The 24236-nt window shown below is 42.5% G+C and carries 20 protein-coding genes; 11 read left to right on the plus strand and 9 right to left on the minus strand.

The genetic code is table 11. The features are described from left to right. Positions 1 to 87: 87 nt before the first annotated feature. A complete protein-coding gene (locus DN068_RS15355; protein ID WP_243630269.1) occupies positions 88 to 1212 on the minus strand; it encodes a hypothetical protein in 1125 nt (374 codons plus the stop codon). Between the two features lie 425 nt (positions 1213 to 1637). Between DN068_RS15355 and DN068_RS15360 the strand changes: the two genes are divergently transcribed. Both DN068_RS15360 and DN068_RS15365 read left to right on the plus strand, forming a co-directional pair. Further along, positions 1638 to 3671, plus strand: coding sequence for a vWA domain-containing protein (locus DN068_RS15360; protein WP_110999822.1), 2034 nt, complete (start codon positions 1638 to 1640; stop codon positions 3669 to 3671). A gap of 65 nt (positions 3672 to 3736) precedes the next feature. After that, on the plus strand, positions 3737 to 4138 hold the full coding sequence (locus tag DN068_RS15365; protein WP_165836415.1) for a four helix bundle protein: 402 nt from the start codon (positions 3737 to 3739) through the stop codon (positions 4136 to 4138). A gap of 1 nt (position 4139) precedes the next feature. On the opposite strand, the gene DN068_RS15370 is transcribed toward DN068_RS15365, so the two are convergent. From DN068_RS15370 to DN068_RS15390, 5 genes are all read right to left on the minus strand, one after another. Further along, complete coding sequence (locus DN068_RS15370; protein ID WP_110999824.1) at positions 4140 to 5528, minus strand: exonuclease domain-containing protein; 1389 nt, start codon at positions 5526 to 5528, stop codon at positions 4140 to 4142. A 133-nt stretch (positions 5529 to 5661) separates the two neighbouring features. Next, positions 5662 to 6915 carry a methionine adenosyltransferase gene (gene metK / locus DN068_RS15375; RefSeq protein ID WP_110999825.1) on the minus strand — a complete coding sequence of 418 codons (1254 nt, stop codon included), beginning with the start codon at positions 6913 to 6915 and terminating at the stop codon, positions 5662 to 5664. Between the two features lie 49 nt (positions 6916 to 6964). Then, the gene (glmS, locus tag DN068_RS15380; RefSeq protein WP_110999826.1) at positions 6965 to 8803 is read right to left on the minus strand and encodes a glutamine--fructose-6-phosphate transaminase (isomerizing); all 1839 of its coding nucleotides are present in this window, start codon (positions 8801 to 8803) and stop codon (positions 6965 to 6967) included. A 13-nt stretch (positions 8804 to 8816) separates the two neighbouring features. After that, the gene (locus DN068_RS15385) at positions 8817 to 10199 is read right to left on the minus strand and encodes a hypothetical protein (RefSeq protein WP_110999827.1); all 1383 of its coding nucleotides are present in this window, start codon (positions 10197 to 10199) and stop codon (positions 8817 to 8819) included. A gap of 37 nt (positions 10200 to 10236) precedes the next feature. Continuing rightward, positions 10237 to 11064, minus strand: a complete 828-nt coding sequence (locus tag DN068_RS15390; protein WP_110999828.1) for a glycogen/starch synthase — start codon at positions 11062 to 11064, stop codon at positions 10237 to 10239. Between the two features lie 91 nt (positions 11065 to 11155). Between DN068_RS15390 and panC the strand changes: the two genes are divergently transcribed. After that, positions 11156 to 12025, plus strand: coding sequence for a pantoate--beta-alanine ligase (gene panC, locus DN068_RS15395; protein ID WP_243630270.1), 870 nt, complete (start codon positions 11156 to 11158; stop codon positions 12023 to 12025). Between the two features lie 155 nt (positions 12026 to 12180). Here the strand turns inward: panC and pyk are convergent, their stop codons facing one another. Next, positions 12181 to 13602, minus strand: coding sequence for a pyruvate kinase (gene pyk, locus DN068_RS15400; protein ID WP_110999830.1), 1422 nt, complete (start codon positions 13600 to 13602; stop codon positions 12181 to 12183). Between the two features lie 261 nt (positions 13603 to 13863). Here pyk and atpG point away from each other — a divergent pair, with 261 nt between their 5' ends. The 8 genes from atpG to DN068_RS15445 all read left to right on the plus strand — a co-directional run bounded on the left by atpG (position 13864) and on the right by DN068_RS15445 (position 20894). After that, complete coding sequence (gene atpG / locus DN068_RS15410; RefSeq protein WP_110999832.1) at positions 13864 to 14745, plus strand: ATP synthase F1 subunit gamma; 882 nt, start codon at positions 13864 to 13866, stop codon at positions 14743 to 14745. 194 nt (positions 14746 to 14939) lie between these two features. Beyond that, the gene (locus tag DN068_RS15415; protein WP_243630271.1) at positions 14940 to 16184 is read left to right on the plus strand and encodes an ABC transporter permease; all 1245 of its coding nucleotides are present in this window, start codon (positions 14940 to 14942) and stop codon (positions 16182 to 16184) included. 36 nt (positions 16185 to 16220) lie between these two features. Beyond that, a complete protein-coding gene (rsgA, locus tag DN068_RS15420; protein WP_110999834.1) occupies positions 16221 to 17147 on the plus strand; it encodes a ribosome small subunit-dependent GTPase A in 927 nt (308 codons plus the stop codon). Between the two features lie 125 nt (positions 17148 to 17272). Then, positions 17273 to 17578, plus strand: coding sequence for a DUF4286 family protein (locus DN068_RS15425; RefSeq protein ID WP_110999835.1), 306 nt, complete (start codon positions 17273 to 17275; stop codon positions 17576 to 17578). A gap of 311 nt (positions 17579 to 17889) precedes the next feature. Continuing rightward, entirely contained in the window at positions 17890 to 18174 is a 285-nt protein-coding gene (locus DN068_RS15430) for an HU family DNA-binding protein (RefSeq protein WP_110999836.1), read from the plus strand. Between the two features lie 79 nt (positions 18175 to 18253). Next, positions 18254 to 18373 carry a 30S ribosomal protein THX gene (locus DN068_RS15435; protein ID WP_110999837.1) on the plus strand — a complete coding sequence of 40 codons (120 nt, stop codon included), beginning with the start codon at positions 18254 to 18256 and terminating at the stop codon, positions 18371 to 18373. 238 nt (positions 18374 to 18611) lie between these two features. After that, the gene (locus DN068_RS15440; RefSeq protein WP_110999838.1) at positions 18612 to 19901 is read left to right on the plus strand and encodes a nucleotide sugar dehydrogenase; all 1290 of its coding nucleotides are present in this window, start codon (positions 18612 to 18614) and stop codon (positions 19899 to 19901) included. Further along, complete coding sequence (locus DN068_RS15445) at positions 19902 to 20894, plus strand: SDR family oxidoreductase (RefSeq protein ID WP_110999839.1); 993 nt, start codon at positions 19902 to 19904, stop codon at positions 20892 to 20894. Between the two features lie 15 nt (positions 20895 to 20909). Here the strand turns inward: DN068_RS15445 and DN068_RS15450 are convergent, their stop codons facing one another. Next, positions 20910 to 22118, minus strand: a complete 1209-nt coding sequence (locus DN068_RS15450) for a glycosyltransferase (protein ID WP_110999840.1) — start codon at positions 22116 to 22118, stop codon at positions 20910 to 20912. A gap of 163 nt (positions 22119 to 22281) precedes the next feature. Continuing rightward, positions 22282 to 24195 carry an asparagine synthase (glutamine-hydrolyzing) gene (gene asnB / locus DN068_RS15455; protein WP_110999841.1) on the minus strand — a complete coding sequence of 638 codons (1914 nt, stop codon included), beginning with the start codon at positions 24193 to 24195 and terminating at the stop codon, positions 22282 to 22284. Positions 24196 to 24236 lie beyond the last annotated feature (41 nt).

Genomic DNA, 24236 nt, shown 5'->3' on the forward strand with positions numbered 1-24236 from the left:
TTAAGGAAAATTATCAGCGATAATTTGTGTTGCATAAAAATGGCTGCCTCCGTAGGGCAGCCATTTCCAATTGTATGAAAGTCGTTTCTAACCCAGCATTGGGTGGCGTTTAAATTCTTTCTCTCTGTCGAAATTGTAGCGGTAAGTAGTGAGCTTGCGACTACGTGTCGTGCCAAGGCTTTCCGCAATATTGATCATTTTTGGGTTAAAATCCCCAATCCACTGCATTTCATAATCTTCATATTTCGCAGTCGACTGCATGACTTTGGCACCTTCTATAATAATGTAAGCATCTACGCCTTTGCCCTGAAATTCAGGCACCACTCCAAAGACAAGCCCCAGGAAGCGGGAGCATTTACCAAATTTCTTCAGCCAGAGGAAATATAGTTTTTGGAACAGACCGAATTTGCCACCCATGTGTTTAAAAAACTGGTTGAGATCCGGCAGGTTTACCCACATTGCAACCGGGTCTTCTTTATAATAGGCAAACCATATGAGATGCTCGTCCATGACGGGTTTCATCGTCTTGAACATCTTTTGCACGACGCGTTCTTCCAGCTCTTTGCCGCCCGCATGTTTCGCCCATGCTTTATTGTAAACGATGGTAAAATCTTTAGCAAATTTTTCAAGTTCCACTTTACGGATATGACGTGCAGAAAAGTCTGGGTCTTTAGAGATCTCATCATGACGTTGGTAGAATTTATCCTGTGGACGGCTTTGCACCTTCATCGCAAAACAGATCTGGTGGAAGTACGGTTGAAACCCGTAGTTTTCCATCAATTGCTTATAGTATGGCGGATTGTAGTTCATACAATACAGCGGTGGCTGAAATCCTTCCACCTGCAATCCCCACCAGCGCTCGCGTTCACCGAAATTGATCGGGCCATCCATCGCTTCCATCCCACGTTCCCGCAACCATTTTTTACAGTAGTCAAACATGAAATTTGCGGCGTCCTGGCGATTGATGCATTCAAAAAAACCAATGCCACCTACAGGGCCATCGTCACCCTTGTTCTTATATTTCTTGTTCACAAACGCCGCAACACGGCCGAGCATTTGTCCGTACACATCTTTTAAGATCCAGCGCGTACATTCACCTTGTTTGAAAAACTTATTCTTAGCCGGGTCGAATACTTCTTCAATATCCTTATCCAGCGGACGGATCCAGTTCGGGTCATTTCTGTAAATATCTATAGCTATCTGCAGAAACATACTTTTGTCTGTTTCCGTTTTCACCTCGTGCATTACCATATTGTAGCAGAAAAATCTTTAGGATTGGAAAGATACGCCATTATTAAACAAATTGACAGCCGTCTGATAATGACGGAAACTATTTTGCAACCAACGTTACAGCTTCGATTGGGCCTGAGTTGCGTCGCACGTTTCATCGACAGTGCTGCTATTAGGCAACCATATTTGTTCTGGTCTGCCTTGTCTACAAACGCCAGGAGCTCGCCCCAGCTTATCTTTTTGCAGGTTGCGTTCCATACATTTCATTGATAGTGGCTATGAACCGGCGTTTTTGAAAGATCGCACTGTTTAATTGTGTTGTTCCTTATGACACAGTTTTAAGCTTTAGGTTTTACGCTTTTAGCTTAATCACAAATATTCAATCGCAAATACTATATTGCGTATACATGCAGTGGATCTACTGGTTATTAGCTATACTCCTTTCGTTAGGTGCGGGTTATTGGGTTTACAGGGCCGATAAACGTCGTGCTGTTCCATATCCTTGGCTGACCGCCTTGTTGCGTTCTTTGGTTGTATTTTTAACCGCTTTGCTGCTGCTGATTCCTACGCTTAATATTCATAAAAATGAAACCGAGCAGCCTGTTGTATTGCTTTTGCAGGATAATTCACGTTCTATTGCCGAAGCTTTAAAATCAGATACGGCCGCTTATCACAAAGACATGGAAGCCTTGCTCCAAAAGCTTTCCGACAAATATCACGTGGTAAAATGGGGCTTTGGTGCTACAACGCGCGAAGACAGCCTGTTTCAATACAATCTTCCTGCTACAGATATCGCCGCGGCTTTACAGCGTGCTCAGGAATTTTACGGGCGGCAAAACCTGGGCGCGATCATTCTTGCTACCGATGGTCGATTTAATCAGGGTGCCCATCCGCAGTTTCAACCGCTGGCTTTAAATGCGGGTTTGTATACTGTTGCAATCGGTGATAGCGCTGCTGCAAAAGACATCCGTATTGGGCAGGTTTACGCCAATAAAACAGTTGCACTCAATAGCCAGTTCGAAGTCCGTGCTGATCTGATCGCAACGCGTTGCAACGGTTATAGCAATAATGTAAGCTTGCAGGAAACAGGTGCAGGGACACTGGCAACTAGTCCCGTGTCTTTTAACTCCGATCAGTCCGATCGTTCTGTTTCTTTTTCGGTGAAAGCTGATAAGCCTGGTTTACATCATTACAATATTTCATTACCACCAGCAGATGGCGAACAAAACGTGGCCAACAACCGTCGCGATTTATTCGTAGAAGTAGTTGATGAAAAGAAAAACATACTCATTGCTACAGCATCACCGCATCCGGATGTAAATGCTTTGCGCGAAGCGCTTGAAGGAATTGAAACATACAAAGTAACGATCCGTACGATTGATAATTTACCTGCCTCACTGAACGATTATCAGGTGATCATTTTGCATGGGTTGCCATCTGGCGGAGGAAATCTGCCACAGCAACTATTGCAGTCGAAGAAGCCCGTATGGTATATTCTGGGACCGCAATCGAATACTAATGCGATCAATCAACTTCAAAAGACTGCAACGCTTAATGTAAATGCTGTAGCGCAGCGCGATGCATTGCCCGCGTATAACGCTTCCTTTAACGGGTTCACGCTGCCTTCTGATATTGCAGCTGTTTTTGATAAAATGCCGCCTTTAAGTGTACCGGTGGGTGAAATAAAACCGTCACCGGATGCTGCCGTATTATTGACGCAGCGCGCTGGGACAACACCGTTATGGATGGTTCATTCAGGAAGCCCTTCTGTTGCATTGCTGATGGGCGAGGGTATCTGGCGCTGGCGTCTTTATGAGTACAAAAATTTTAATCGTCACGAAGTAATTGATGAATGTATCCGGCAAACGGTTTCGTTGCTGGCAGCTAATACGAGTGAACGGCCTTTTCACGTTGAATTGCCAAAATATGTCTGGAGTGATCAGGAAGCAGTTATACTGAATGCTTATTTGCTCAATGCAAACAACGAGCAGGTAAATACCGCTGATGTGCAAATTACAATAACAGATAGTGCTGGTCGCAAACAGCAACTAGCTTTTGAGCGTTCGGGAAATGCTTATCGTTTAAATATTGGTGTGCATGCCGGAGGTTCCTATACTTATCTGGCACAGACTAAGTATAACGATAAAACCTACACTGCCGCTGGCAGCTTTGTGGTGGAGAGCATTCCGCTGGAATTAATGCAAACCGGTGCGGATTATCCATTGCTGTATACACTTGCAAGAAAATATAATGGCGCATTTGTTCCGCGTACACAACTGGCTTCTTTATACGACAGCATTACTGCGAATAAAAGTATTCATCCGCTCATTCGCACCAATACGGAAGCTGTTCCATTAGTAGACTGGAAATGGTTTTTCTTTTTGATTCTTGCATTTGCCGCCGGAGAGTGGTTGTTGCGAAAATATTGGCTCGCGCAATAATAGTTGAGGTTATACGCTCGAGGTCAGATTTTAAAATTTGGTACGGTTCTTGCTCAGTATCAAACATGAATGAATACAAAGATTTAAACGTTTGGCAAAAAACGAAGGCGCTTGTTGTCCGCATTTATGAAATTACAAAAGCATTTCCTGACGCGCAGGGTTACGGGATTGCAGAAGAAATGCGACGTTCCGTCATTTTCGTCCCTTGTAATATTGCAAAGGGTTGTTGGGGATTTATGACCAGGGAAAAGCTCCAGTTTTTAACTGAAGCCAGAAATTTACTTTTCCAGTTAGATACTCAGATTTGCATCGCGCACGATCTGGGCAATCTGAAACAGGACGTTAAGGATAGCCTTATTGTTGATATCGTTGCCTGTCAGAAAATGCTTAGCGGATTAATTAGCCACAACAGAGAAAGACTGGAAAAGAAAACGACGCTCAATCAGCCGGTAGAAGAAAAGAAGTAAGCTAGTTTCTAGCGTCCAGGTTAAAAGAAATACATTTCTCCGGATACTCTGCAGCATGTTTATAGACGAGGTTACGTATGTAATCGTTGTCCTGTAAAGGTTCCAATTCAGCCTGCAGTTTGTCGAGGTCGTTGAGCAGACGCTCTTCTTTGATGTAGCCCATGCCGTAGATATTACCGTTGCGGATAAGGATACAACTTTGTTCTTCTGCCGTCAAACCTTGGTCAAGCAAAATGAAAGTAGGCAGGTGTGTCTGAATCCAGTTGACAGCATCCTTCACGCGTTCGTTATAAAACGCAGGATCAATATTGGCGCCACAGGTTCCTGTGCAGCCTGTGGCATCAATTCCATTTTCGCAGTCGGCACTTTTAGCCATATTACAAAGGCGAGGGCAGAGCTCAAATTCTGTAATCATCTGGCGCAACCAATGGTGTCCTTCAATAATGGTGTTGAATGTATATAGTGGCTTGAAATGATTCTTGTTTTTTTCGATAGCCAGGCGCATATAGCCGAGCTGATCTTCATAAGCAAAAAGACCAAACTGTGGCAAATAGCCTTTCTGGCTACGGTTATGCAACGGCCATAACTTCCGGATTTCAACGCTCTCCAAAATGTGCGCCATCAGTTCCGTTGCACATGGTTTAAAGCTGATGCGATAAATATCACGCAGAAAATCCTGTTTTTGCTTGCCTGCTTTATTGTTGGAGAAATGGCTTTTAACGCGCTTTTTCAGGTTTAAAGCCTTGCCTACATAAATGATCTTGCCGCGTACATCGTAGAAATAATAAACACCTGGTGACGGCGGTAAACTATCTAACTGCTCGATAGGTACGTTAGGCGGCAGATATTGTTCGCTATTGCGGCCTTTCAGCATTGATGCAATCACTTCCTCGCTGTCTCTTGCTACCAGATAGGCAAACAGATCAGACGTTGCCAAAGCGTCGCCGCCGGCACGGTGATGATTGTTGTGATTAATCTCCAGATGATGACAAAGTTTGCCAAGATTGTAATGCTTCAGTCCCGGTACAATTTTACGGGCCAGACGAACCGTACATAGCTTACGTAAATTCAGCTCGTAGCCGGCTTCTGAAAGGTGATGCTTTACGAAGGAATAGTCAAAGTTGACATTGTGCGCAACAAAGATTTTGTTTTGCAGCAGTTCGTAAACCTGTGCTGCAATTTCATCAAACGTAGGAGCATTTACAACCATTTCGTTGGAAATACCAGTAAGTGACTGTATGAAAAGCGGAATATGTCTTTGCGGATTAACCAGCGTTTCGTAGACATGCAATACGCGTTCGCCGTCGTGGATGACAATGGCGATTTCGGTTATGCCATTACCCAATGCATAGCTCCCCGTCGTTTCAATATCTACAATAGCGTACAGCATTTGGCTGATATGGATCACTGATCGTACGCGAAGTTAGCTATAATTGTTTTTCCGCGAAGCAGCGACATTTTGAATTAAAAATGAAAAACCCGCAGTGTTTAGACTGCGGGTTTTTATATTGTAAGAAAAATGCTTATTTGATTTTGAAAGCTTTTTTCACTTTAGCAACGTGATCGAGTTTTTCCCAGGTGAAAAGCTCCACTTTTACGTTTTTAGATTTGCCGTCAGCAGATTTGAACGATTTTGTTACAACCTGTGGTTCACGACCCATGTGGCCATAAGCAGCACATTCGCTGTACATCGGTTGACGCAGTTTCAGGCGTTGCTCGATGAAGTAAGGACGCATATCAAATACAGAAGATACAATTTTAGCGATTTCGCCATCGTTCATATCTACTTTCGCGCTACCATAAGTGTTTACATAGATACCCATTGGCTCAGCAACACCGATTGCATAAGAAACCTGTACGAGTACTTCTTCACAAACACCAGCCGCCACGAGGTTTTTAGCGATGTGACGTGTAGCATATGCAGCAGAGCGGTCTACTTTGCTCGGATCTTTACCAGAGAAAGCACCACCACCGTGCGCACCTTTACCACCGTAAGTATCTACGATAATTTTACGGCCTGTAAGACCTGTATCACCGTGTGGACCACCAATCACAAATTTACCAGTTGGGTTGATGTGATATTTGATGGCGTCGTTGAAGAATTTTTTATACTGTGGATTTCCTTTGATCACGCGAGGAATCAGCGTTGCCAGAACGTCTTTTTTAATACGCTCCTGCATCGCTTTTTCGTCAGCGAAATCATCGTGCTGTGTAGAAATTACGATCGTGTCGATGCGTGTAGGCTTGTTGTCATCGCCATACTCTAGTGTAACCTGGCTTTTCGCATCCGGGCGCAGATATTTCATCTGTTTGCCTTCATTGCGGATAGCGCTCAGTTCGCGGAGGAGGATGTGAGCGAGATCCAGTGCCATCGGCATGTAATGAGCGGTTTCGTTTGACGCATAGCCAAACATCATGCCCTGATCGCCTGCACCCTGATCTTCTTTTTTCTTTTTGTCAACACCCTGGTTGATGTCTGGAGATTGTTCGTGAATCGCAGAAAGAACGCCACATGATTTTGCTTCAAACATGTATTCGCTCTTTGTATAACCAATTTTAGAGATTACATCACGAGCAATGCTTTGAACATCGATGTACGTATTTGACTTTACTTCACCAGCCAGTACTACTTGTCCTGTTGTTACCAGGGTTTCACAAGCAATTTTAGACTCGGGGTCCCAAGCAAGGAAATTATCTACTAATGCATCAGATATCTGATCCGCTACCTTGTCAGGATGTCCTTCTGAAACGGACTCTGATGTGAATAAATAAGGCATTCGTTTATGATTTAGAAATTAATGGTTTGAACGAAGATAAAAATGTTTTTTATTCTACCGTAACTGACTTCGCCAGGTTGCGCGGTTGGTCCACATTACAGCCACGGAGGATGGCAATATGGTAAGCGAGCAATTGCAGCGGAACTACCGTTACCAACGGAGAAAGTACTTCTTCCGTTTCCGGCACTTCAATCACGTGATCGGCCAGGTTGCGGATTTGGGTATCTCCTTTGTTTACGATGGCAATGATCTTTCCTTTACGGGCTTTTACTTCCTGAATGTTGGATACGATTTTTTCGTACGCACTCTGGTTGGTTGCCAAGAAAACTACTGGCATTTCTTCATCAATCAGCGCAATCGGGCCGTGCTTCATTTCTGCAGCAGGATAACCTTCTGCGTGGATATAAGAAATTTCTTTCAGTTTCAATGCACCTTCCAGGGCAACCGGGAAGTTTACACCGCGACCGAGATACAGGAAGTTGGTTGCGTCTTTATAAATAGCAGCCAGTTCGCGAATCTGACCATCCAGTTGCAAGGTCTCTTCAATTTTTTCAGGAATATGTTCCAGTTCGTACAGAATCTGACGAAGTTTTGAAGTAGAGATCGTTCCTTTTGACTGCGCAATTTGCAGTGCAAGCAACGTAAGGATGGAAACCTGTGTAGAGAAAGCTTTAGTAGAAGCTACGCCAATCTCAGGACCTGCGTGTGTATAAGAGCCTGCATGAGATACGCGCGCGATAGACGAACCGATTACGTTACAAATGCCGTAGATCAGCGCCTGGCGTTCTTTCGCCATTTCAATCGCAGCCAGTGTGTCCGCTGTTTCACCAGATTGAGAAATCGCAATTACCACATCTGTCTCATTGATGATTGGGTTGCGGTAACGGAATTCAGAAGCATATTCTACTTCTACCGGTACGCGTGCCAATTCTTCAATTAAATATTCTGCGAGCAGACCAGAGTGGTAAGAAGTTCCACAGGCAGTAATGATAAATCTTTCTGCTTTGTCGATTTTGGTAGAAAATTCACTGACGCCACCTAGCTTGATCCAGCCATCGGTAGCACTCATGCGGCCGCGGAATGAATCTTCGATCACTTTAGGTTGTTCGTAAATTTCTTTCAGCATGAAATGTTCGAAACCACCTTTTTCAATGGCTTCGAGGCTCATTTCGAGCTTCTGAATTGCGTGTGATTTTTCAATATTACCCAGCGTCTTGATGGTATAATGCCCGTCTCTTTTGATAACGGCATATTCCTTATCGTCAAGATAGATTACATTTTTGGTGTACTCAATGATTGGTGAAGCATCTGACGCGATGAAAAATTCTTCTTCGCCGATACCTAAAACCATTGGGCTTCCCTTGCGGGCAGCAATCAATGTATCCGGATCGTTTTTCTCCATTACAACGATCGCGTATGCACCGACTACCTCATTCAAGGCAATACGTACTGCATCTTCCAGCGCGCATTTTTCCTGCTTTTTCACCTCTTCGATGAGATTCGCCAATACTTCGGTATCTGTGTCTGAATGGAACACATAGCCGCGTTTTTGCAGCTCTTCTTTCAGCGATGCATAGTTCTCAATGATGCCATTGTGAATAATAGCAATGCTTTCGGAGTGAGAAAGGTGTGGGTGCGCATTACAATCGTTCGGAACACCGTGGGTAGCCCAGCGGGTATGTCCCATACCAATCGTAGCGCCAATAGACTTGTCTTTCGTGTACTCTTCAAGGTCACTTACTTTCCCTGCTTTTTTGTACACGTGCAATTGGCCATTTAACAAGGCAATACCGGCGCTGTCATAGCCCCGGTATTCAAGTCTTTTAAGTCCTTTTATCAGGATAGGAAAAGCCTCTTTCTTTCCTATGTAAGCAACGATGCCGCACATACGGATAAATTTTTTAGTCGATTTTGGAATAAATTACATTGATCTGCAGTTTGTATGTAGCGTTGCTGTTGCTCTTTCCTCCGGCAATTAACCGGTATGCCCCGGGATACGTCTGCGTGCCATTTAGGAGTAAATGTAAGTTAGTTCTTCCTTGTATTAAAGCTTTTTGAAGTTCACGCGGGAAATTAATAGAGTACTGTGTTACTGTAAACGCACCGACCGTTACGGACTGAGCAACACCATCAATAAAAGTGGAAGATGTACTGCTGCCGACGTAGTTGTCCGCGATAAAGTAATAGGTACCATAATCATCAATTCCCGTTACACGAATACGTGAAGGTTCTGTGTATATCGACGAGGAACCAACATCTACTTTAGTAATCAGGATCTGCGCTTTGTTGATCAGAGATTTTCCAATCACACTGTCTATATGGCGGATATTTGTGATCCGGATATCTGCTGCGGCGCCAGGTTCATTCTGAATCATGATGATGGAATCATCGGTGCGTGACGGCGAATAGTACGGAGCCACCGGATAGCCGGTGTAGTTACGTTTTACCCAGGTAGAGTGCGCACAGTTGGTCGTGTTGTATCCAAATTGAGATACAACGCTGTCTTGCATATAAAACAGGAGGCCTGCTGTGTTGTAGTAGCTGTCGCCGTCCAGTTCAAAATAAGCGAGTGAAGTACCTGTGGCGCTGCTTGTAGTATCTGGTTCTACATATAAACCTTTAAACCAACTGAGGAACGTAGGATAGTCAGCATACTGAGACGAGCTGTCCATCAGTTTCTGAATAAAATCATTGTCGGTGATCTTAATGCGCATGTGCGGCGTTACGGATGAGTCTTTCAACTGCACGTAATTCTTAAGATCATTGATATTCGTTGTAACGGTACCGAGTAAATGGCTTCTGTCTACGCCAAAACGGCTGAAGCTATAATAATAGCCCGTAGAAGAGAAAGTATCGGTCATACGGTACACTGAAAACTTCTGCGGACGGTTTGTGTTGTTCGTGTCGCCCCATGTAAAATTATAAGGCAAAACCAGCACTACCGAATCGATTGAAGATCGTGAAACCGGGAATGTATAAGAAGACGTAGGCGGAATTACGTTAAAGTAAATACCTGCATTGGTCACACCGAAGAAAGGATCCGCATTTACCGTGCCCAGACCTGCAATTACAGGAGATGTATTGAGACTGGTGACGATAGAGTCATCATAAACTGTTTTGGACAGGCATGAGATATCATTGGGATCGAGGGCAAACGTTTTGATATTATCAACTGCCGGTGCAAGATTGGAGTTGATAATAGTATTTTCCTTACAACTGGTAGCAGACAAAGCAACAATTGCGGCGAATGCGCCGGCTGCCGTTCTCCAGATACGATTCTTCAAGATGTATTAATTTTCAGCGAAAGTGATAAAAGAAATTCTAAGACTCTGTTAAGCTTTTATAAAGGTCGAGCAGTGGCGTTATATCCTCTTTCCAGCTATCCTCATATTTCAGAACTTTCTTATAACGGCTTGGTTTCACTTCCTCTACGATCTGCGGATCCAGGTTGTCTTCGCCAAATACTACCACATCGGCATATTTGGAAGCACCCAGCGTCAGCGCCATGTTAGTACCTTCTTTAAATACTTCCAGGTCTTTTTCCTTGATCTCATTACTGATCATGGCTTTTCTGGTGAACTGATCGTTCAGTATTTCGGAGAACTGTGGTTGTTGCGCAGTAAATATTGTTTTAGAGTAGCTGAAAACTGGCTCTTTCTTGTAGGCAGTTTTCAGGTACAGCGGAATCAGGGAGGTCATCCAGCCGTGACAATGGATCACGTGCGGTGGCCAGCCAAATTTCTTCACCGTTTCCAATGCACTTTTGCAGAAGAAAATCATGCGCTCGGCATTATCTTCAAAAAAGTTGTCCTGATCGTCGCGAAATACAGATTTGCGCTTGAAATAATCGTCATTATCCATGAAGTACACCTGCAGTCGCGCATTTGGCAAAGAGGCTACTTTGATGATCAGTGGGTAATCATCTTTGTCGATAATAACATTGATGCCTGAAAGGCGTACCACTTCGTGCAGGCGATGCCGGCGCTCATTAATGATCCCGAATCGAGGCATGATTACACGGACTTCCAAACCGGCGTCAAAAGTTTTAATAGCGAGCTTGTTCAGAATCTGTGCGAAATCTGTAAATTCAAGATAAGGAGATAATTCGTTAGCTACAATTAAAACACGTTTTTTGGTGTCTGCAGACATGTGGTTGTTTTATATTTTAAAAAGCGGAATGATTAAATTCCAAAAAAATAGGTCTGCAAAATTACGGAAATATTAAATTCCCCGCGTTATTTTGCGTGATATAGCCTCTGATGATATGACAATATTCAAAAAAATCAAGGATTTGCAGGAGTTTCTGCAACTGCAGAACGGCAAGATAGTAGGCTTTGTGCCAACGATGGGCGCCCTCCATAACGGTCATCGCTCGCTTATAGAAAAGGCGAAAGCAAATGCTGAAATCGTCGTTTGCAGTATTTTTGTCAACCCAACTCAATTTAACGACAAGGCTGATTTTGAAAAATATCCGGTTACGACCGACGCTGATATTGCTTTATTAATGGATTCCGGATGCGATGTCCTTTTCTTGCCTGAGGTCGCAGAAATGTATCCCGATGGCCTTGAAAAAGGTAGCATATATGATTTCGGATATCTGGAAACGGTACTGGAAGGCGCAATGCGCCCGGGTCATTTTAAAGGTGTAGGACAAATTGTTTCCCGATTGTTGAATATTGTGCAGCCAAATAAGCTGTTTATGGGGCAGAAAGACTATCAGCAATGTATGATTGTCAGAGATCTGCTTCGTCAGATGGGTAAAGCTGATACTATTGAGTTGGTTATTTGTCCGACTAGAAGAGAAGCAGACGGCTTAGCTATGAGTTCCCGCAATCGTCGCCTTTCTGAACCGCAACGAGTACTTTCAGGTATTCTCTATCAATGTCTTGTGTCGATCCAGTCTAAGAAAAGTACTGATAGTTTTGCTTTGGTACAAAAAGAGTGCACGGATCTGCTTAAGGCAAAAGGTATTGAGCCGGAATATGTTGCGCTGGCAGATGCCGGGGATTTAAAAATATTGGATAATTACGACGGCAACGACTCCATGGTTGCATTGATCGCAGCCAAAGTGGGTAATGTTCGTCTGATTGATAATTTGATTTTAGAGTAGCTCTTAATCGCTGATGTCTGATTTTTAGATCGCTGATTTAAGCTCTGTATAAAACAGAAGAGGTTGTCAAACGACAACCTCTTCTTGTATGTTGGCACGAGAGCACTATGATAATTCTCGGCAGTAGAAATCAGATATCCGCCATCGGCAATTTTTTATTCCACCTTCGTAATCTTCAGCATATTCGTTGGTAAGTGTTGTAAAACCGGCATACTTCCGGTGTTCACCACAACATCTCCTTGTTGTATCAATCCTTTTTCTTTCAGAATATTGATCTGGTCTGCAATGATTTTATCGGCGCTCTCTTCATTATCGTAAAAGAAGGCCTGCACACCCCAGCTCAGACTTAACTGATTGACCAGCGTCTGTGTTTTGGTAAATACAAATAGCGGAGATCGTGGACGGTAGCTGGAAAGCATAAAACCAGTGTATCCGGATTGCGTCATGCCAATTAAAGCATTGGCTTCAATGCCGTGGGCAATTTCGCAAGCGTTATAACAAAGTGCATCACTGAGAAAAGATGGTGAATGAGGCTGCGGTACAAGGTTTTTGTTGTACACGATTTCTTCTTTTTCCACTTCGTTAATAATGCTTACCATCGTGCGGATTACTAACTCAGGATACATGCCCGTAGCCGTTTCTGCACTCAGCATTAAAGCATCTGCACCTTCCAGAACAGCATTAGCTACGTCGGTGATTTCACTACGGTTCGGACGTGTACGGTCCAGCATGCTTTCCATCATCTGTGTAGCAATGATTACCGGTTTGGCACGGTGAATACATTTGCTTACAATATTTTTCTGAATCATTGGAATTTGCTGCAGCGGTAATTCTACGCCCAGATCGCCACGGGCAACCATGACGGCGTCTGATGCCAGAATAATATCGCGCAGATGTTCCAATGCTTCCGGCTTTTCAATTTTAGCAATGATTTTGGCATTGCTGCTCTTTTCTTTCAGTTTCTGACGAAGATCCAATACATCATCCGGGCGGCGCACAAATGAAAGTGCAATCCAGTCGATGCCTTGCGTCAGAATAAAATCAAGGTCCAACAGGTCTTTTTCTGTCAAAGAAGGCAGCGATATTTTTGTGTCCGGCAGATTGACTCCTTTTTTTGAAGACAGAATGCCTTCGCTGGTCACTTTTACCTTCACGCGATTATCCGCTGTAATTTCCAGGACTATCACTTCTATTTTTCCATCATCAATCAGAATCTTTTCACCGATGCGGACATCTTTATAAAAATCGGGATAGGATATATAAACCTGTTCCTTTGTGCCGATACATTTTTCATTGGTGAAGTAAAATTCATCTCCGTTTTTCAATTCCAGCCGATTATCTTTTATTTCGCCCACGCGGAGTTTTGGTCCCTGTAGATCTGCCAGTATGGCTATATTAAAAGGGAAGTCGGCATTTATCCGGTGTATGTATTCAATAACAGTATGGTGCTCATCGTGGGTTCCGTGCGAAAAATTGAGCCGGAAAACATTAACGCCCTCATGCACTAGTGCCAGTAATTTCTCATATGTATTGCAGGCAGGGCCAACCGTGGCAATGATTTTGGTTTTGTGCAGCATGATCGTGGTTAATTCTTAACCCAAAGTTCTGTGTTTTAATGTGATGTCAAAAATATCATATTGTGAAAATTGGAAAAATGGCGCTGCCATGTAGAATTGGGAGAAATATTTTTTGATTTCATATAGCGTTTCCGCCGCTGTTAACTGACTGATCTTAATGAAAACTCCGGTTTTTAAGCGTTCGATTTTGGTTTTCACTTTTAAATCTTGCCCGATTGTTGTACTTTTGCGGCCGGTTTACCATTGATATCATAAAAAAATATGTCGGGACAGCTTAAAGAAGTTCGTAATCGTATAAAATCAGTAACATCCACACAGCAGATTACAAAAGCCATGAAAATGGTGAGTGCTGCTAAATTGCGCCGTGCGCAGGATGCTATTTTGCAAATGCGTCCTTATACGCAGAAGCTGCAGGAAATGCTCAGCAATATCGTGAGCAGCACCTCTGCCGATATGGATCTTCCGCTGGCTGAAGAGCGTGCGGTTGAGCGTGTACTTCTTATTCCAATTACCAGCGATCGTGGTCTGTGCGGTGCATATAATGCCAACGTAATTAAAATGACACGCCTGGCAATCACTGAAAAATTTGCAGCACAACATGCAAAAGGTAATGTGAGCGTATTGCCAATCGGTAAAAAAGGTTTTGAATACTTTTTGCGTCATGGCTATAAAGTGATCGATAACTATTGGAACATTTTTTCAGATCTGACTTTTGAAAATGTTCGCGATGCTGCGATCTACGCACAAAAAGCGTTTCTCAATAAAGAATTTGACAGAGTAGAAATCGTGTACAGCCAGTTTAAAAACGCAGCTACACAGATTTTCGTTTCAGAACCGTACCTGCCGATTCCTAAAGTAGAAAACGCAGAAACTACTAAAAGTTCAGACTTTATCTACGAACCATCTAAAGAACTGTTGATTCAGGAGTTGATGCCAAAAATCCTGAATACACAGGTGTATAAAGCTGTATTGGATGCGAATGCTTCTGAACACGGTGCACGTATGACTGCGATGGATAAAGCTTCTGAGAATGCAAACGAAATGCTGCGTTCACTGAAAATCAGCTACAACCGCGCTCGTCAGGCTGCGATTACAACCGAGCTTACAGAGATCGTGAGTGGTGCAGCTGCATTGCAAGGATAATTTTTCTAAAAATTATATGGAAAACCGCTGTTGCTACAGCGGTTTTTTTTTGCCCAAAAACGGAGACTTAAGGTTTAAAACTTATAGCGTTTCGTTAGGTTTACTGTTTATTACGGACGGCTTTAAGCGTTAGGCTTTAGGCTTTAAGCTTTTTGCGCTAAATTCAGCCTCTAAAACTAGCCTGCTACTATCGTATGATGCAAATGTTGTTTAATCTTACCCTTGCCTGGCGCGCGATCCGGACTAATAAGCTGAGATCGGTGCTGACCATTGTGATTATCGCAATGGGAATTTGGGCCTTGGTGGGCATTCTTACAGCAATCGAAGTGATGAAAGGTGCGGTGTATTCCAACTTCAGCAGTATGGGCGCCAATTCATTTCAGGTAACGAGTGATATTATTAAGAAAAGTCGCAAAAAAGGCGGTGTAAGCATCAATATCAATGACGGCAAAGCGATCAAATATGATGAAGCCAAAGCATTCAAAGATCGTTTTCATTTTCCCGCATCAGTAGGCGTTTCCATGACAGGTACATCTATTGCGACTGTAAAATTCGGTTCAGAAAAAACAAACCCGAATGTACGGGTGATTGGCGGCGAATCTGAATATCTGGCAATCGCGGATACGAAGTTGGATGTGGGGCGTAATTTTTCTGCCTACGAATTAGAGTCTGGTAGTTATGTATGTATTCTCGGCAATGGCACTGCAAAAAAAATTTTCAAGAATAACTGGAAAAAAGGTGTCGGTGAAATGATCTCAGTGGGCGATGTAAAATATCGTGTGATTGGTATAATGGAATCGAAGGGCGGTAGTATGATTATGGATGCTGATAACACAGTGCTGGTGCCGCTGAGCAATGTACGCGCGGTATATGGTGGCGATAACACGTATTTGATTAGCGTGCTTGTGAAGGACGTAAAACAGAAAACACTGGCGACTGAAGAGGCAGAAGGTTTGTTTCGTGTAATTCGTAAAGTGCCGCTGGGAAAGGATAATGACTTTAGCATTAATGATAACAATACGCTGATCGATACTTTGATGGACGTAATCAAATACATAGCCTGGGCGGCCATAGTAATTGGTGCAGTGACGGTGCTCGGCTCTGTAATAGGGCTGATGAATATAATGTTGGTATCGGTTGCCGAACGTACGCGAGAAATCGGTGTGAGCAAGGCTTTGGGGGCGAAATCATCTATTATCAAATCGCAGTTTCTTACAGAATCTATTTTGATCAGCTTGATAGGCGGTATCGCTGGTATTTTAATGGGTATTCTTACAGGAAATCTTATGGCCATTCTGATGCATGCAAACTTTGTCGTTCCATGGTTGTGGATTATGGTAACGGTGAGCATTTGTGCGGCAGTTGGCATTATTTCAGGTATTTATCCGGCCATCAAAGCGTCGAGATTAGATCCTATTAATGCATTACGCTATGAATAACGGACAATACTTTTACAAAACTTTTAAATCGCAGTATTGCAGGGCTTAGTTTATAAATCGACAGGGAGCTGGTACGTAGTTCGCGACCAGCAGGGCGTTTTTTGGAATGCAAGAATAAAAGGAAAGCTCAAAATTGATGATGATATTTCTTCCACGAATCCAATTGCCGTAGGTGATACTGTGATTTTTGATGCAGAAGATGAAGCTACCAAAACAGGTATCATCAGTAAAATTGCCGACAGGCACAATTACATCGTGCGCGTTTCGCCGCACAATAGAAATCAAAAACATATTGTTGCCGCTAATCTGGATCTGGCGCTGCTTATCGCTACGATTGCAGAACCACGCACTTCTTCGGGGTTTATAGATCGCTTTTTGATCACAGCTGAGGCGTATCATATTCCTGCAATTGTAGTCATCAATAAAGCAGATCTGCTGAAAGAAAAACATAAAGAACAATTGCGTGAATGGCAGAAAACATATGGTGATGCTGGCTACGAAGTATTGCCAGTAGTAGCATTGGAGCCGGATTCGCTGGCACAGCTTTCCGAAAAACTAAAAGGAAAAACTACTTTATTCAGCGGGCATTCGGGTGTAGGTAAAAGCACACTTATCAATCAACTTATTCCTGGCATTGAATTGCGGACAGCCAATGTTTCGGACTGGAGTGGGAAAGGGCAGCACACAACTACGTTCGCAGAAATGTTTGATTTGCCGGAAGGCGGAAAAATTATCGATACGCCGGGTGTGAAGGAATTTGGTCTAATTGATTTCAAAAAAGAAGAATTAGCCCATTATTTCCCTGAAATGCGTGCTGTGATGAATGATTGCCGGTTTAATAATTGCCTGCATATTAATGAGCCGGGATGTGCAGTAAAGGCTGCCGTCTCTGACGGAACAATCACTGTGGATCGCTATGCAAGTTATCTCGCGATTATGGATACGATTGAAAAGAAATGGTAATTTTTAATGTGGTGAATGTTTGAAATGTGTTTTCAATTGATAATAAAAAATGGCTTAGTGTTTGCGTTGGGAATCCTTCTTCTTTGGAGGAGTTAGAGGAGGTTTAAATATATAAATTTAGAATTATGATAATATACAACGTAACAATAAAAGTAGCGCAGGATATCGTCAATGAATGGACTGCCTGGATGAAAAATGAACACATGCCTGCGCTGATGGCCACAGGGCTTTTTACTGAAAGTCGCCTCTGTCGTTTGTTGGAGCAAGATGAAACAGAGGGGGTGACTTATGCTGCGCAGTACCATTGTAATAGCATCAATGAGTATAATAAATACATTTCCGACCATGCAGATGCTATGCGTCAAATGAGTTTTCAAAAATTTGGGAACAAATTTATTGCGTTCCGTACAGTGATGGAGATTGAAGAGTAGGGTTTGAATAAATCGGAAATCAGCGATTGATCAAATCGGGATAATGGCTCTGGGTCAGCATTTGTGCGTAAATTGTTTGTGTTCCAGTGTTTTATGTTTTTTGGAGATGCGTTCCTGGCAAGGGTTTGAAGATGGGTTTTTCGTTTTTTGAAGGTGAAATAGAATGAGTAAATTTCCGGAAGCAGCCACAGTAAAGGGTTTGGGGAGCAGGGGTAATTTATTTAATATTTGGTAGTGTGGTAAAGCTGAGTATATTTGCTTATCACACTTAATTTTAATTCTTCACAACCAACTAAAAACGTTCACACGCTATGAACAAAGCAGAATTGATTGATAAAATTGCTAGTGACGCCGGCATTACCAAAACGCAAGCTAATGAGGCATTAGATTCATTCACCAACACAGTGAGCACATCTCTGAAAAAGGGAGATCGCGTTACATTGGTCGGCTTTGGTACGTTTTCGGTATCGGAGCGCTCTGCCCGCAATGGCCGCAACCCGCAAACCGGGGAAGTGATCAAGATTAAAGCACGTAAAGTGCCGAAATTCAAGGCAGGTAAAGAATTTTCAACGAAGATCGCAAGCAGTAAAAAATAAGAAGATTGAGACTTTAATAAAAAAACAGGAGTATTTTTCTCCTGTTTTTTTATTTTTGCAGTTCTAAATTTATTTAACAATGGGTAGAGGTGACAAACGCACTAAGCGCGGTAAGATTTCAATGGGTTCTTTTGGTAAAGTTCGCATTGCCCGCCGTAGTGCAAGAATAGCTAAGAAAGCTGCAGCTAAACAAGCATAATTTATGCTGTTTTGAAATTATTTTAAGGAACGCGATAAGCGTTCCTTTTCTGTTTTGTATAAGTTTTAACAACTTCCAAAAAAGGCCATGTAAGGGACATTTGGAGATTAATAAAAAATTATTCTCTTAACTTATGTGCGCTTTTTTTGAATTAGTAGAGATTGTTCTATTTTGCACCGCGTTTATACACTTCCTTTTTTAGCGAAAAGAAATTTATTAATCACCATCGCATTATTTTATGTATCAAAAACTTTTAAACAAGGAAGAAAAACTGGCGGTTATTGGTCTTGGTTATGTAGGATTGCCAATAGCACTGGCGTTTGCTAAAAAGATACATGTTATTGGATTTGACATTAATGCAAAACGCATTGATTTGATGCGTCAGCAGATCGATCCGAGCAATGAATTGACAAAAGAAGCTTTCGATAACACTACGATCTGTTTTACTAATGATCTGGAAGTGCTAAAAGAAGCTCGTTTTTATATTGTAGCAGTACCGACTCCTGTAGATGAGCATAATGTGCCAGATCTTACACCAGTAATTAAAGCATCTGAAACGATCGGTAAAGTGATCAAGAAGGGGGACTGTGTGGTGTTTGAATCAACAGTGTATCCCGGTTGCACGGAAGAGGATTGTCTACCTGTAATAGAAAAGCTTTCTGGTCTGAAAGCGGGTGTGGACTTTACTTATGGATATTCTCCGGAAAGGATTAATCCGGGTGACAAAGTACATACCCTGGAAAATGTTGTGAAGGTTGTTTCTGGTTCTGATGCTGAAACACTTGATCTCGTTGCTAAGGTTTATGAACTGGTGGTAAAAGCTGGTGTGCACCGTGCATCTTCGGTTAAAGTAGCTGAGGCCGCGAAAATCATTGAGAACACACAGCGTGATCTCAACATCGCGCTAATGAATGAGCTTTCTATCATTTTTGATATGATGGACATTAACACGTTTGAAGTGCTGGAAGCCGCCGGTACGAAATGGAACTTCCTGAAGTTTTTCCCTGGACTGGTTGGTGGTCACTGTATCGGTGTTGATCCGTACTATCTCACCTACAAATCTCATCAGCTGGGTTATAACTCGCGCGTGATTCTCGCAGGCCGTGTAATCAATGATGAGATGGCAGCTTATGTCGCAAAAAAAACAGTACAAACTATTATCAAATCCGGTCTGAATATTGCAGCCTCGAAAGTATTGGTAATGGGTTGTACCTTTAAGGAGAATGTATCGGATATCCGTAATTCGAAAGTAGCTGATGTAGTAAAAGAATTACAAGGTTACAATGTAGATGTGCATGTTGTGGATGCTCATGCAGACCACGACGAACTGATGCATGAATACGGTTTTGGTTTGCATCCACAGGTAGAAACTGATTATGATGCGGTGATTGTAGCTGTTAACCATGAACCATATTGCCAATTGGATGAGAATTACTTTAAGTCCATCACCAAACCGGAAGGATTGTTGGTAGATGTCAAAGGTATTTTCAGAAATAAAATAAAAGATTTAAAATACTGGAGTTTATAGATGTCCTTCATCGATACTGAAAAAATTGTCCGGTCGAGCTTTTTGATTACAGGCGGCGCCGGGTTTATAGGGTCTCATATCGTAGCATTTCTTTTGGAAAATGGTGCGAAAAAGGTCCGTGTACTGGATAACCTTGCCACTGGATTACAATCAAATATTGATTTGTTCCGGGGTCATCCTGCATATGAGTTTATCAACGGTGATATACGAGATTTCGAAACCTGTAAAAAGGCCGTTGAAGGAATCGATTTTGTAAGTCATCAGGCTGCATTGGGGTCTGTACCAAGATCTGTAAAAGATCCTGTTACAAGCAACGAGGTGAATGTAAGCGGGTTTCTTAATATGTTGACGGCCGCGAAAGATGCAGACGTAAAGGCGTTTGTTTACGCTTCCTCTTCGTCGGTTTATGGTGATGAGCCAAATTTACCGAAGGTAGAATCGAAAGTGGGGAATCCATTGTCGCCATATGCTGTGACGAAGAAAACGAATGAGCTGTACGCCGGCGTTTTTGCGGAACTATATGGGATGAAGGTGATCGGTTATCGCTATTTCAATGTTTTTGGTCCACGTCAGGATCCTAATGGTCCATACGCGGCGGTAATTCCGTTGTTTGTAAGTGGTATTATGAACAATACACCGGTTTACATCAATGGTGATGGTGAACAAACCCGCGATTTTACTTACGTTTCAAACGCTGTACAGGCAAATATCCTGGGTATGCTGTGCCAAAATGAAGCAGCATTCGGAAATGTATATAACGTAGCAGTAGGAGAGAACTTTTCTGTAAATTACCTTTACGAATCTATCCGTGAAATGCTTGGCGAAAAACATGAGGCCACTTATCGTGATCCCCGTGCGGGTGATATCCGGAATTCACTGGCGGATATCTCAAAAGTGAAAGATTTGCTCGGGTATCAACCAGCAATGCGATTTATGGATGGATTGAAAGACACCGTCGATTATTTCAAAGAAGTTTATAGTAAAATATCATAAACAAAAACGCCGTTCTTAAGAACGGCGTTTTTGTTTTGCATTTTCTAAGAGACTATTGTAGTAGCCTGACATATCATTGACTAATCTTTGATAAGAATATTTTTCATAAACGTGTTGATATCCGGCTATACCGAACCGACGACGCATTTCTTCTTCATTGACTAATTCAACTAGTGAGCTCGCAAATGATTTTACATTGCCAGGCTCAGAAATGAAGCCCGTTTCACGGTTGATGACAACATCTGCTACACCGCCAACATTCGTGCTTACCACAGGGCGTTTTGCGGCTTGCGCTTCTATCAGGGAAACAGGAGTTCCTTCATTATTGGAAGTAAGTGCTACTATGTCCAGGCCCGCCAATACCTCATCCATTTCCGTTTGCCAGGAAGTACAAATAGCAATAGCATCGCGTGGGTCTTCAGGAAAATACGCATAGTCGATATCAGCTGCTCTCAGCTCCGATTCCATATGGCTGCGCATATCACCATCTCCAATGATTACAAAACGTACTTTTTTATTAGTCTGCGATAACACTTGTTTGGCTGCAGCTACAAAAAGACTATGATTTTTTACAGGAACTATGCGGCCAATAATGCCAATAGCCAGCTCATCCGACGCAATTTTATATTTGCTGCGGAATCTATTTCTTTTTTCTTCCTGATTCTCAGAAAACTTATTCAGATCAAGTCCAAGCGGAATGATGTTGATCTTGTTTTCGGGACAAATCCTGTAAGTATCCGCCAGTTCTTTCTTCTGTAATTCACTGATGGCAATAATTCCGGAAGATTTTTTAGCGAGATACCTTTCGATTTGAATAAAAGCGTTTGTTTTCCATTTGTTGAAATAACTGTGAAAAACATGGCCATGGAAGGTATGCACGACCACTGGGACATTGCATTTGATAGCAGCGAGGCGCCCGATAGCTCCTGATTTTGCAGCATGGGTATGCACAATATCAGGTTTGTATGACTCTATCAGCGCTTTGATTCTATCGTAAGCCCTTCTGTCTTCCTGAAATCTGATGGCTCGTTTCATTTCGGGTACAACAACCGGATCAATTCCTAATCGTTGTGTGAGATGGGTTGCATCTTGTTCATGGTCGTCCTTGCCTCCAATTACCAGCATTGTTTCAAACTCCGGCGACATATATCTGGTGAGATAAGTCGCATTGAGTGCCGGGCCGCCTATGATGAGACGGTTTAAAATTCTTAGTACGCGAGGCATAGTCAGTATTTGGTAGCCACTGAAATAGTGGTTTTAAACTCCCTTTTTAAATAAACATCTTTATCTCAGAACTGCAATAATCAGGCCAGAAATTAAGGCTATTTATTTTGCGAAAGATAGATGTATTTCAACAAAAAATTATGTTGATTTCAATGAACAGAAATTAATCCGCCATGTATTTTTTCCACCAGTATTGAAAAACTATGAGCGCCCATATAGTGGCGTGGCTATCTTCAGGATTACTGCTGTGCAATTTTCGCTTTAAACCTTCTGTTGCAGCAACATTAAAGATGCCTTGTTCTGTTACAAATTTTTTGCCTAAAAGGTCGTCGTCGATCAGGCTCCATAAATCGGTTTTAAACCAATCCAGCAGCGGTATCTCAAAACCATGTTTGGGTCTGTTGTACAATTCTTCCGGTAACATGGGACGAAATGCATCCTGCACGATTTTTTTCTTCAAGCGACCATCAATTTTATATTCAGATGGCAAGCCAAATGCAAAATCAACTAGTTTATGATCAAGAAACGGACTTCTTACTTCAAGGCTGTTCGCCATGCTCATCATGTCAACTTTCACCAACATGTCGCTCAGCAATACAAGGTTCATATCAGTGAGCAGCACTTCGTTGTAATCCTCGGTTTGAATCCCGGAGAGTAACGAAGCCTTTTCGTCGTTAAAAACAGCTTTATCTACTCGCTTTCTTGCGTCTGGATGCAATAGTACATTCACTTCGTCGGGAGCGTTAAATGACGCCCAGCGCCAATAGCGTTCCTTTACAGAAAGATTGGCTCCGGATGCGAAGCGGTGCAGTTGACGGAATGTATTGGTGAGCTTGTTATTCCGACTATGCGGTAATTTTTCCCATAATGGGAGGCCGGCATTTACTAGTGTATTTTTCCAGGATTTTTGTCGCACACGCCATTCTGCGCCATGCTTATTGTACCCTGCAAATACCTCATCGCCGCCATCGCCGCTTAGCGCTACAGTAACGTGTTCCCGTGTATGTTTACTTAAAATATAAACCGGTATGGCTGAAGAATCAGCAAATGGTTCATCAAGATAATCCAGCACATCGTGGATATGATCTAAAAAATCCTGATTACCGAGCGAAAAAACAGTATGATTGGTTTTATATTGTTTGGCTACAAGTTGCGCGTATTTTGTCTCGTCAAAAAAAGCATTGTCTTTATACCCAACAGAAAAAGTGTTTAATTGTTTCGTGTGACGACTAGCCAAAGCCACAATTACCGATGAGTCAATGCCGCCGCTCAAAAATGCACCCAATGGTACGTCTGCAATCAATCGTTCCTGAATGGCAGTATCCATGTGTTCGATCAGCTTTTGCTGCGCCTGTTCGTAGGAATACTGGCTATATTTTTCAGGGTGTGTTTTGAGTTCGTAATAAGGCTGATAATCTGCGAAGCCGTTTTTGTTTAATTTAATAAACCAGCCCGGTTTCAATTTGGCTACACCTTGTAGCATGCTTTGTGGTTGCGGAATATAATTGAGCTGCAGATATTGATATAACACAGTATAGTCCAGTTCCTTCGGAATGCCCCATTCCAGCAGCGCTTTCATTTCGGAAGAAAAAGCAAAATAATCAGGGCTAGAATAATAAAGCAGTGGTTTTTTGCCAAAACGATCGCGTGAAAGGATCATTTCGCAGGTTTCTGTATCATAAAATGAAAAAGCAAAAAATCCGTCAAGCCATTCCAGACATTCGGTGCCATAATCAATTAATAAATAAAGTAGCACTTCTGTATCAGAATGTGTTTGCGGTCCACCGATCCGCTCCCAGGTCTTTTGCAGATATTTTTCTACCAGCTGGGTATAATTAAATATTTCACCATTGAAAATGAGCACATACCGGCCCGATTTGTCCTTCATTGGCTGCGTCGCAGCGTTCGATGTATCAATAATGGACAATCTTCTATGTCCCAGTGCTATTTGATCTGAAACAAAAACATTTCCACTGTCCGGACCTCTCTGGAACAGTTTTTGATTAGATTGATTTATTTTTGTCAGATGTGCTTTTGCACTGTCATTAAAAGCGTAAAATCCGGTAATGCCACACATTCAGTTTCAGATTGTCGGTAGTTCTAAGTAGAAAAATTATT

The sequence above is a fragment of the Taibaiella soli genome (assembly GCF_003236175.1).
Taxonomy (GTDB): domain Bacteria; phylum Bacteroidota; class Bacteroidia; order Chitinophagales; family Chitinophagaceae; genus QKTW01.

What these genes read in the sequence shown, in the direction of transcription:
- DN068_RS15355 (WP_243630269.1), bottom strand. Translation starts at nt 1,212, where the DNA reads ATGTTTCTGCAGATAGCTATAGATATTTACAGAAATGACCCGAACTGG.
- DN068_RS15360 (WP_110999822.1), top strand. Translation starts at nt 1,638, where the DNA reads ATGCAGTGGATCTACTGGTTATTAGCTATACTCCTTTCGTTAGGTGCG.
- DN068_RS15365 (WP_165836415.1), top strand. Translation starts at nt 3,737, where the DNA reads ATGAATGAATACAAAGATTTAAACGTTTGGCAAAAAACGAAGGCGCTT.
- DN068_RS15370 (WP_110999824.1), bottom strand. Translation starts at nt 5,528, where the DNA reads ATGCTGTACGCTATTGTAGATATTGAAACGACGGGGAGCTATGCATTG.
- metK (WP_110999825.1), bottom strand. Translation starts at nt 6,915, where the DNA reads ATGCCTTATTTATTCACATCAGAGTCCGTTTCAGAAGGACATCCTGAC.
- glmS (WP_110999826.1), bottom strand. Translation starts at nt 8,803, where the DNA reads ATGTGCGGCATCGTTGCTTACATAGGAAAGAAAGAGGCTTTTCCTATC.
- DN068_RS15390 (WP_110999828.1), bottom strand. Translation starts at nt 11,064, where the DNA reads ATGTCTGCAGACACCAAAAAACGTGTTTTAATTGTAGCTAACGAATTA.
- pyk (WP_110999830.1), bottom strand. Translation starts at nt 13,602, where the DNA reads ATGCTGCACAAAACCAAAATCATTGCCACGGTTGGCCCTGCCTGCAAT.
- atpG (WP_110999832.1), top strand. Translation starts at nt 13,864, where the DNA reads ATGTCGGGACAGCTTAAAGAAGTTCGTAATCGTATAAAATCAGTAACA.
- DN068_RS15415 (WP_243630271.1), top strand. Translation starts at nt 14,940, where the DNA reads ATGATGCAAATGTTGTTTAATCTTACCCTTGCCTGGCGCGCGATCCGG.
- DN068_RS15425 (WP_110999835.1), top strand. Translation starts at nt 17,273, where the DNA reads ATGATAATATACAACGTAACAATAAAAGTAGCGCAGGATATCGTCAAT.
- DN068_RS15430 (WP_110999836.1), top strand. Translation starts at nt 17,890, where the DNA reads ATGAACAAAGCAGAATTGATTGATAAAATTGCTAGTGACGCCGGCATT.
- DN068_RS15435 (WP_110999837.1), top strand. Translation starts at nt 18,254, where the DNA reads ATGGGTAGAGGTGACAAACGCACTAAGCGCGGTAAGATTTCAATGGGT.
- DN068_RS15440 (WP_110999838.1), top strand. Translation starts at nt 18,612, where the DNA reads ATGTATCAAAAACTTTTAAACAAGGAAGAAAAACTGGCGGTTATTGGT.
- DN068_RS15445 (WP_110999839.1), top strand. Translation starts at nt 19,902, where the DNA reads ATGTCCTTCATCGATACTGAAAAAATTGTCCGGTCGAGCTTTTTGATT.
- DN068_RS15450 (WP_110999840.1), bottom strand. Translation starts at nt 22,118, where the DNA reads ATGCCTCGCGTACTAAGAATTTTAAACCGTCTCATCATAGGCGGCCCG.
- asnB (WP_110999841.1), bottom strand. Translation starts at nt 24,195, where the DNA reads ATGTGTGGCATTACCGGATTTTACGCTTTTAATGACAGTGCAAAAGCA.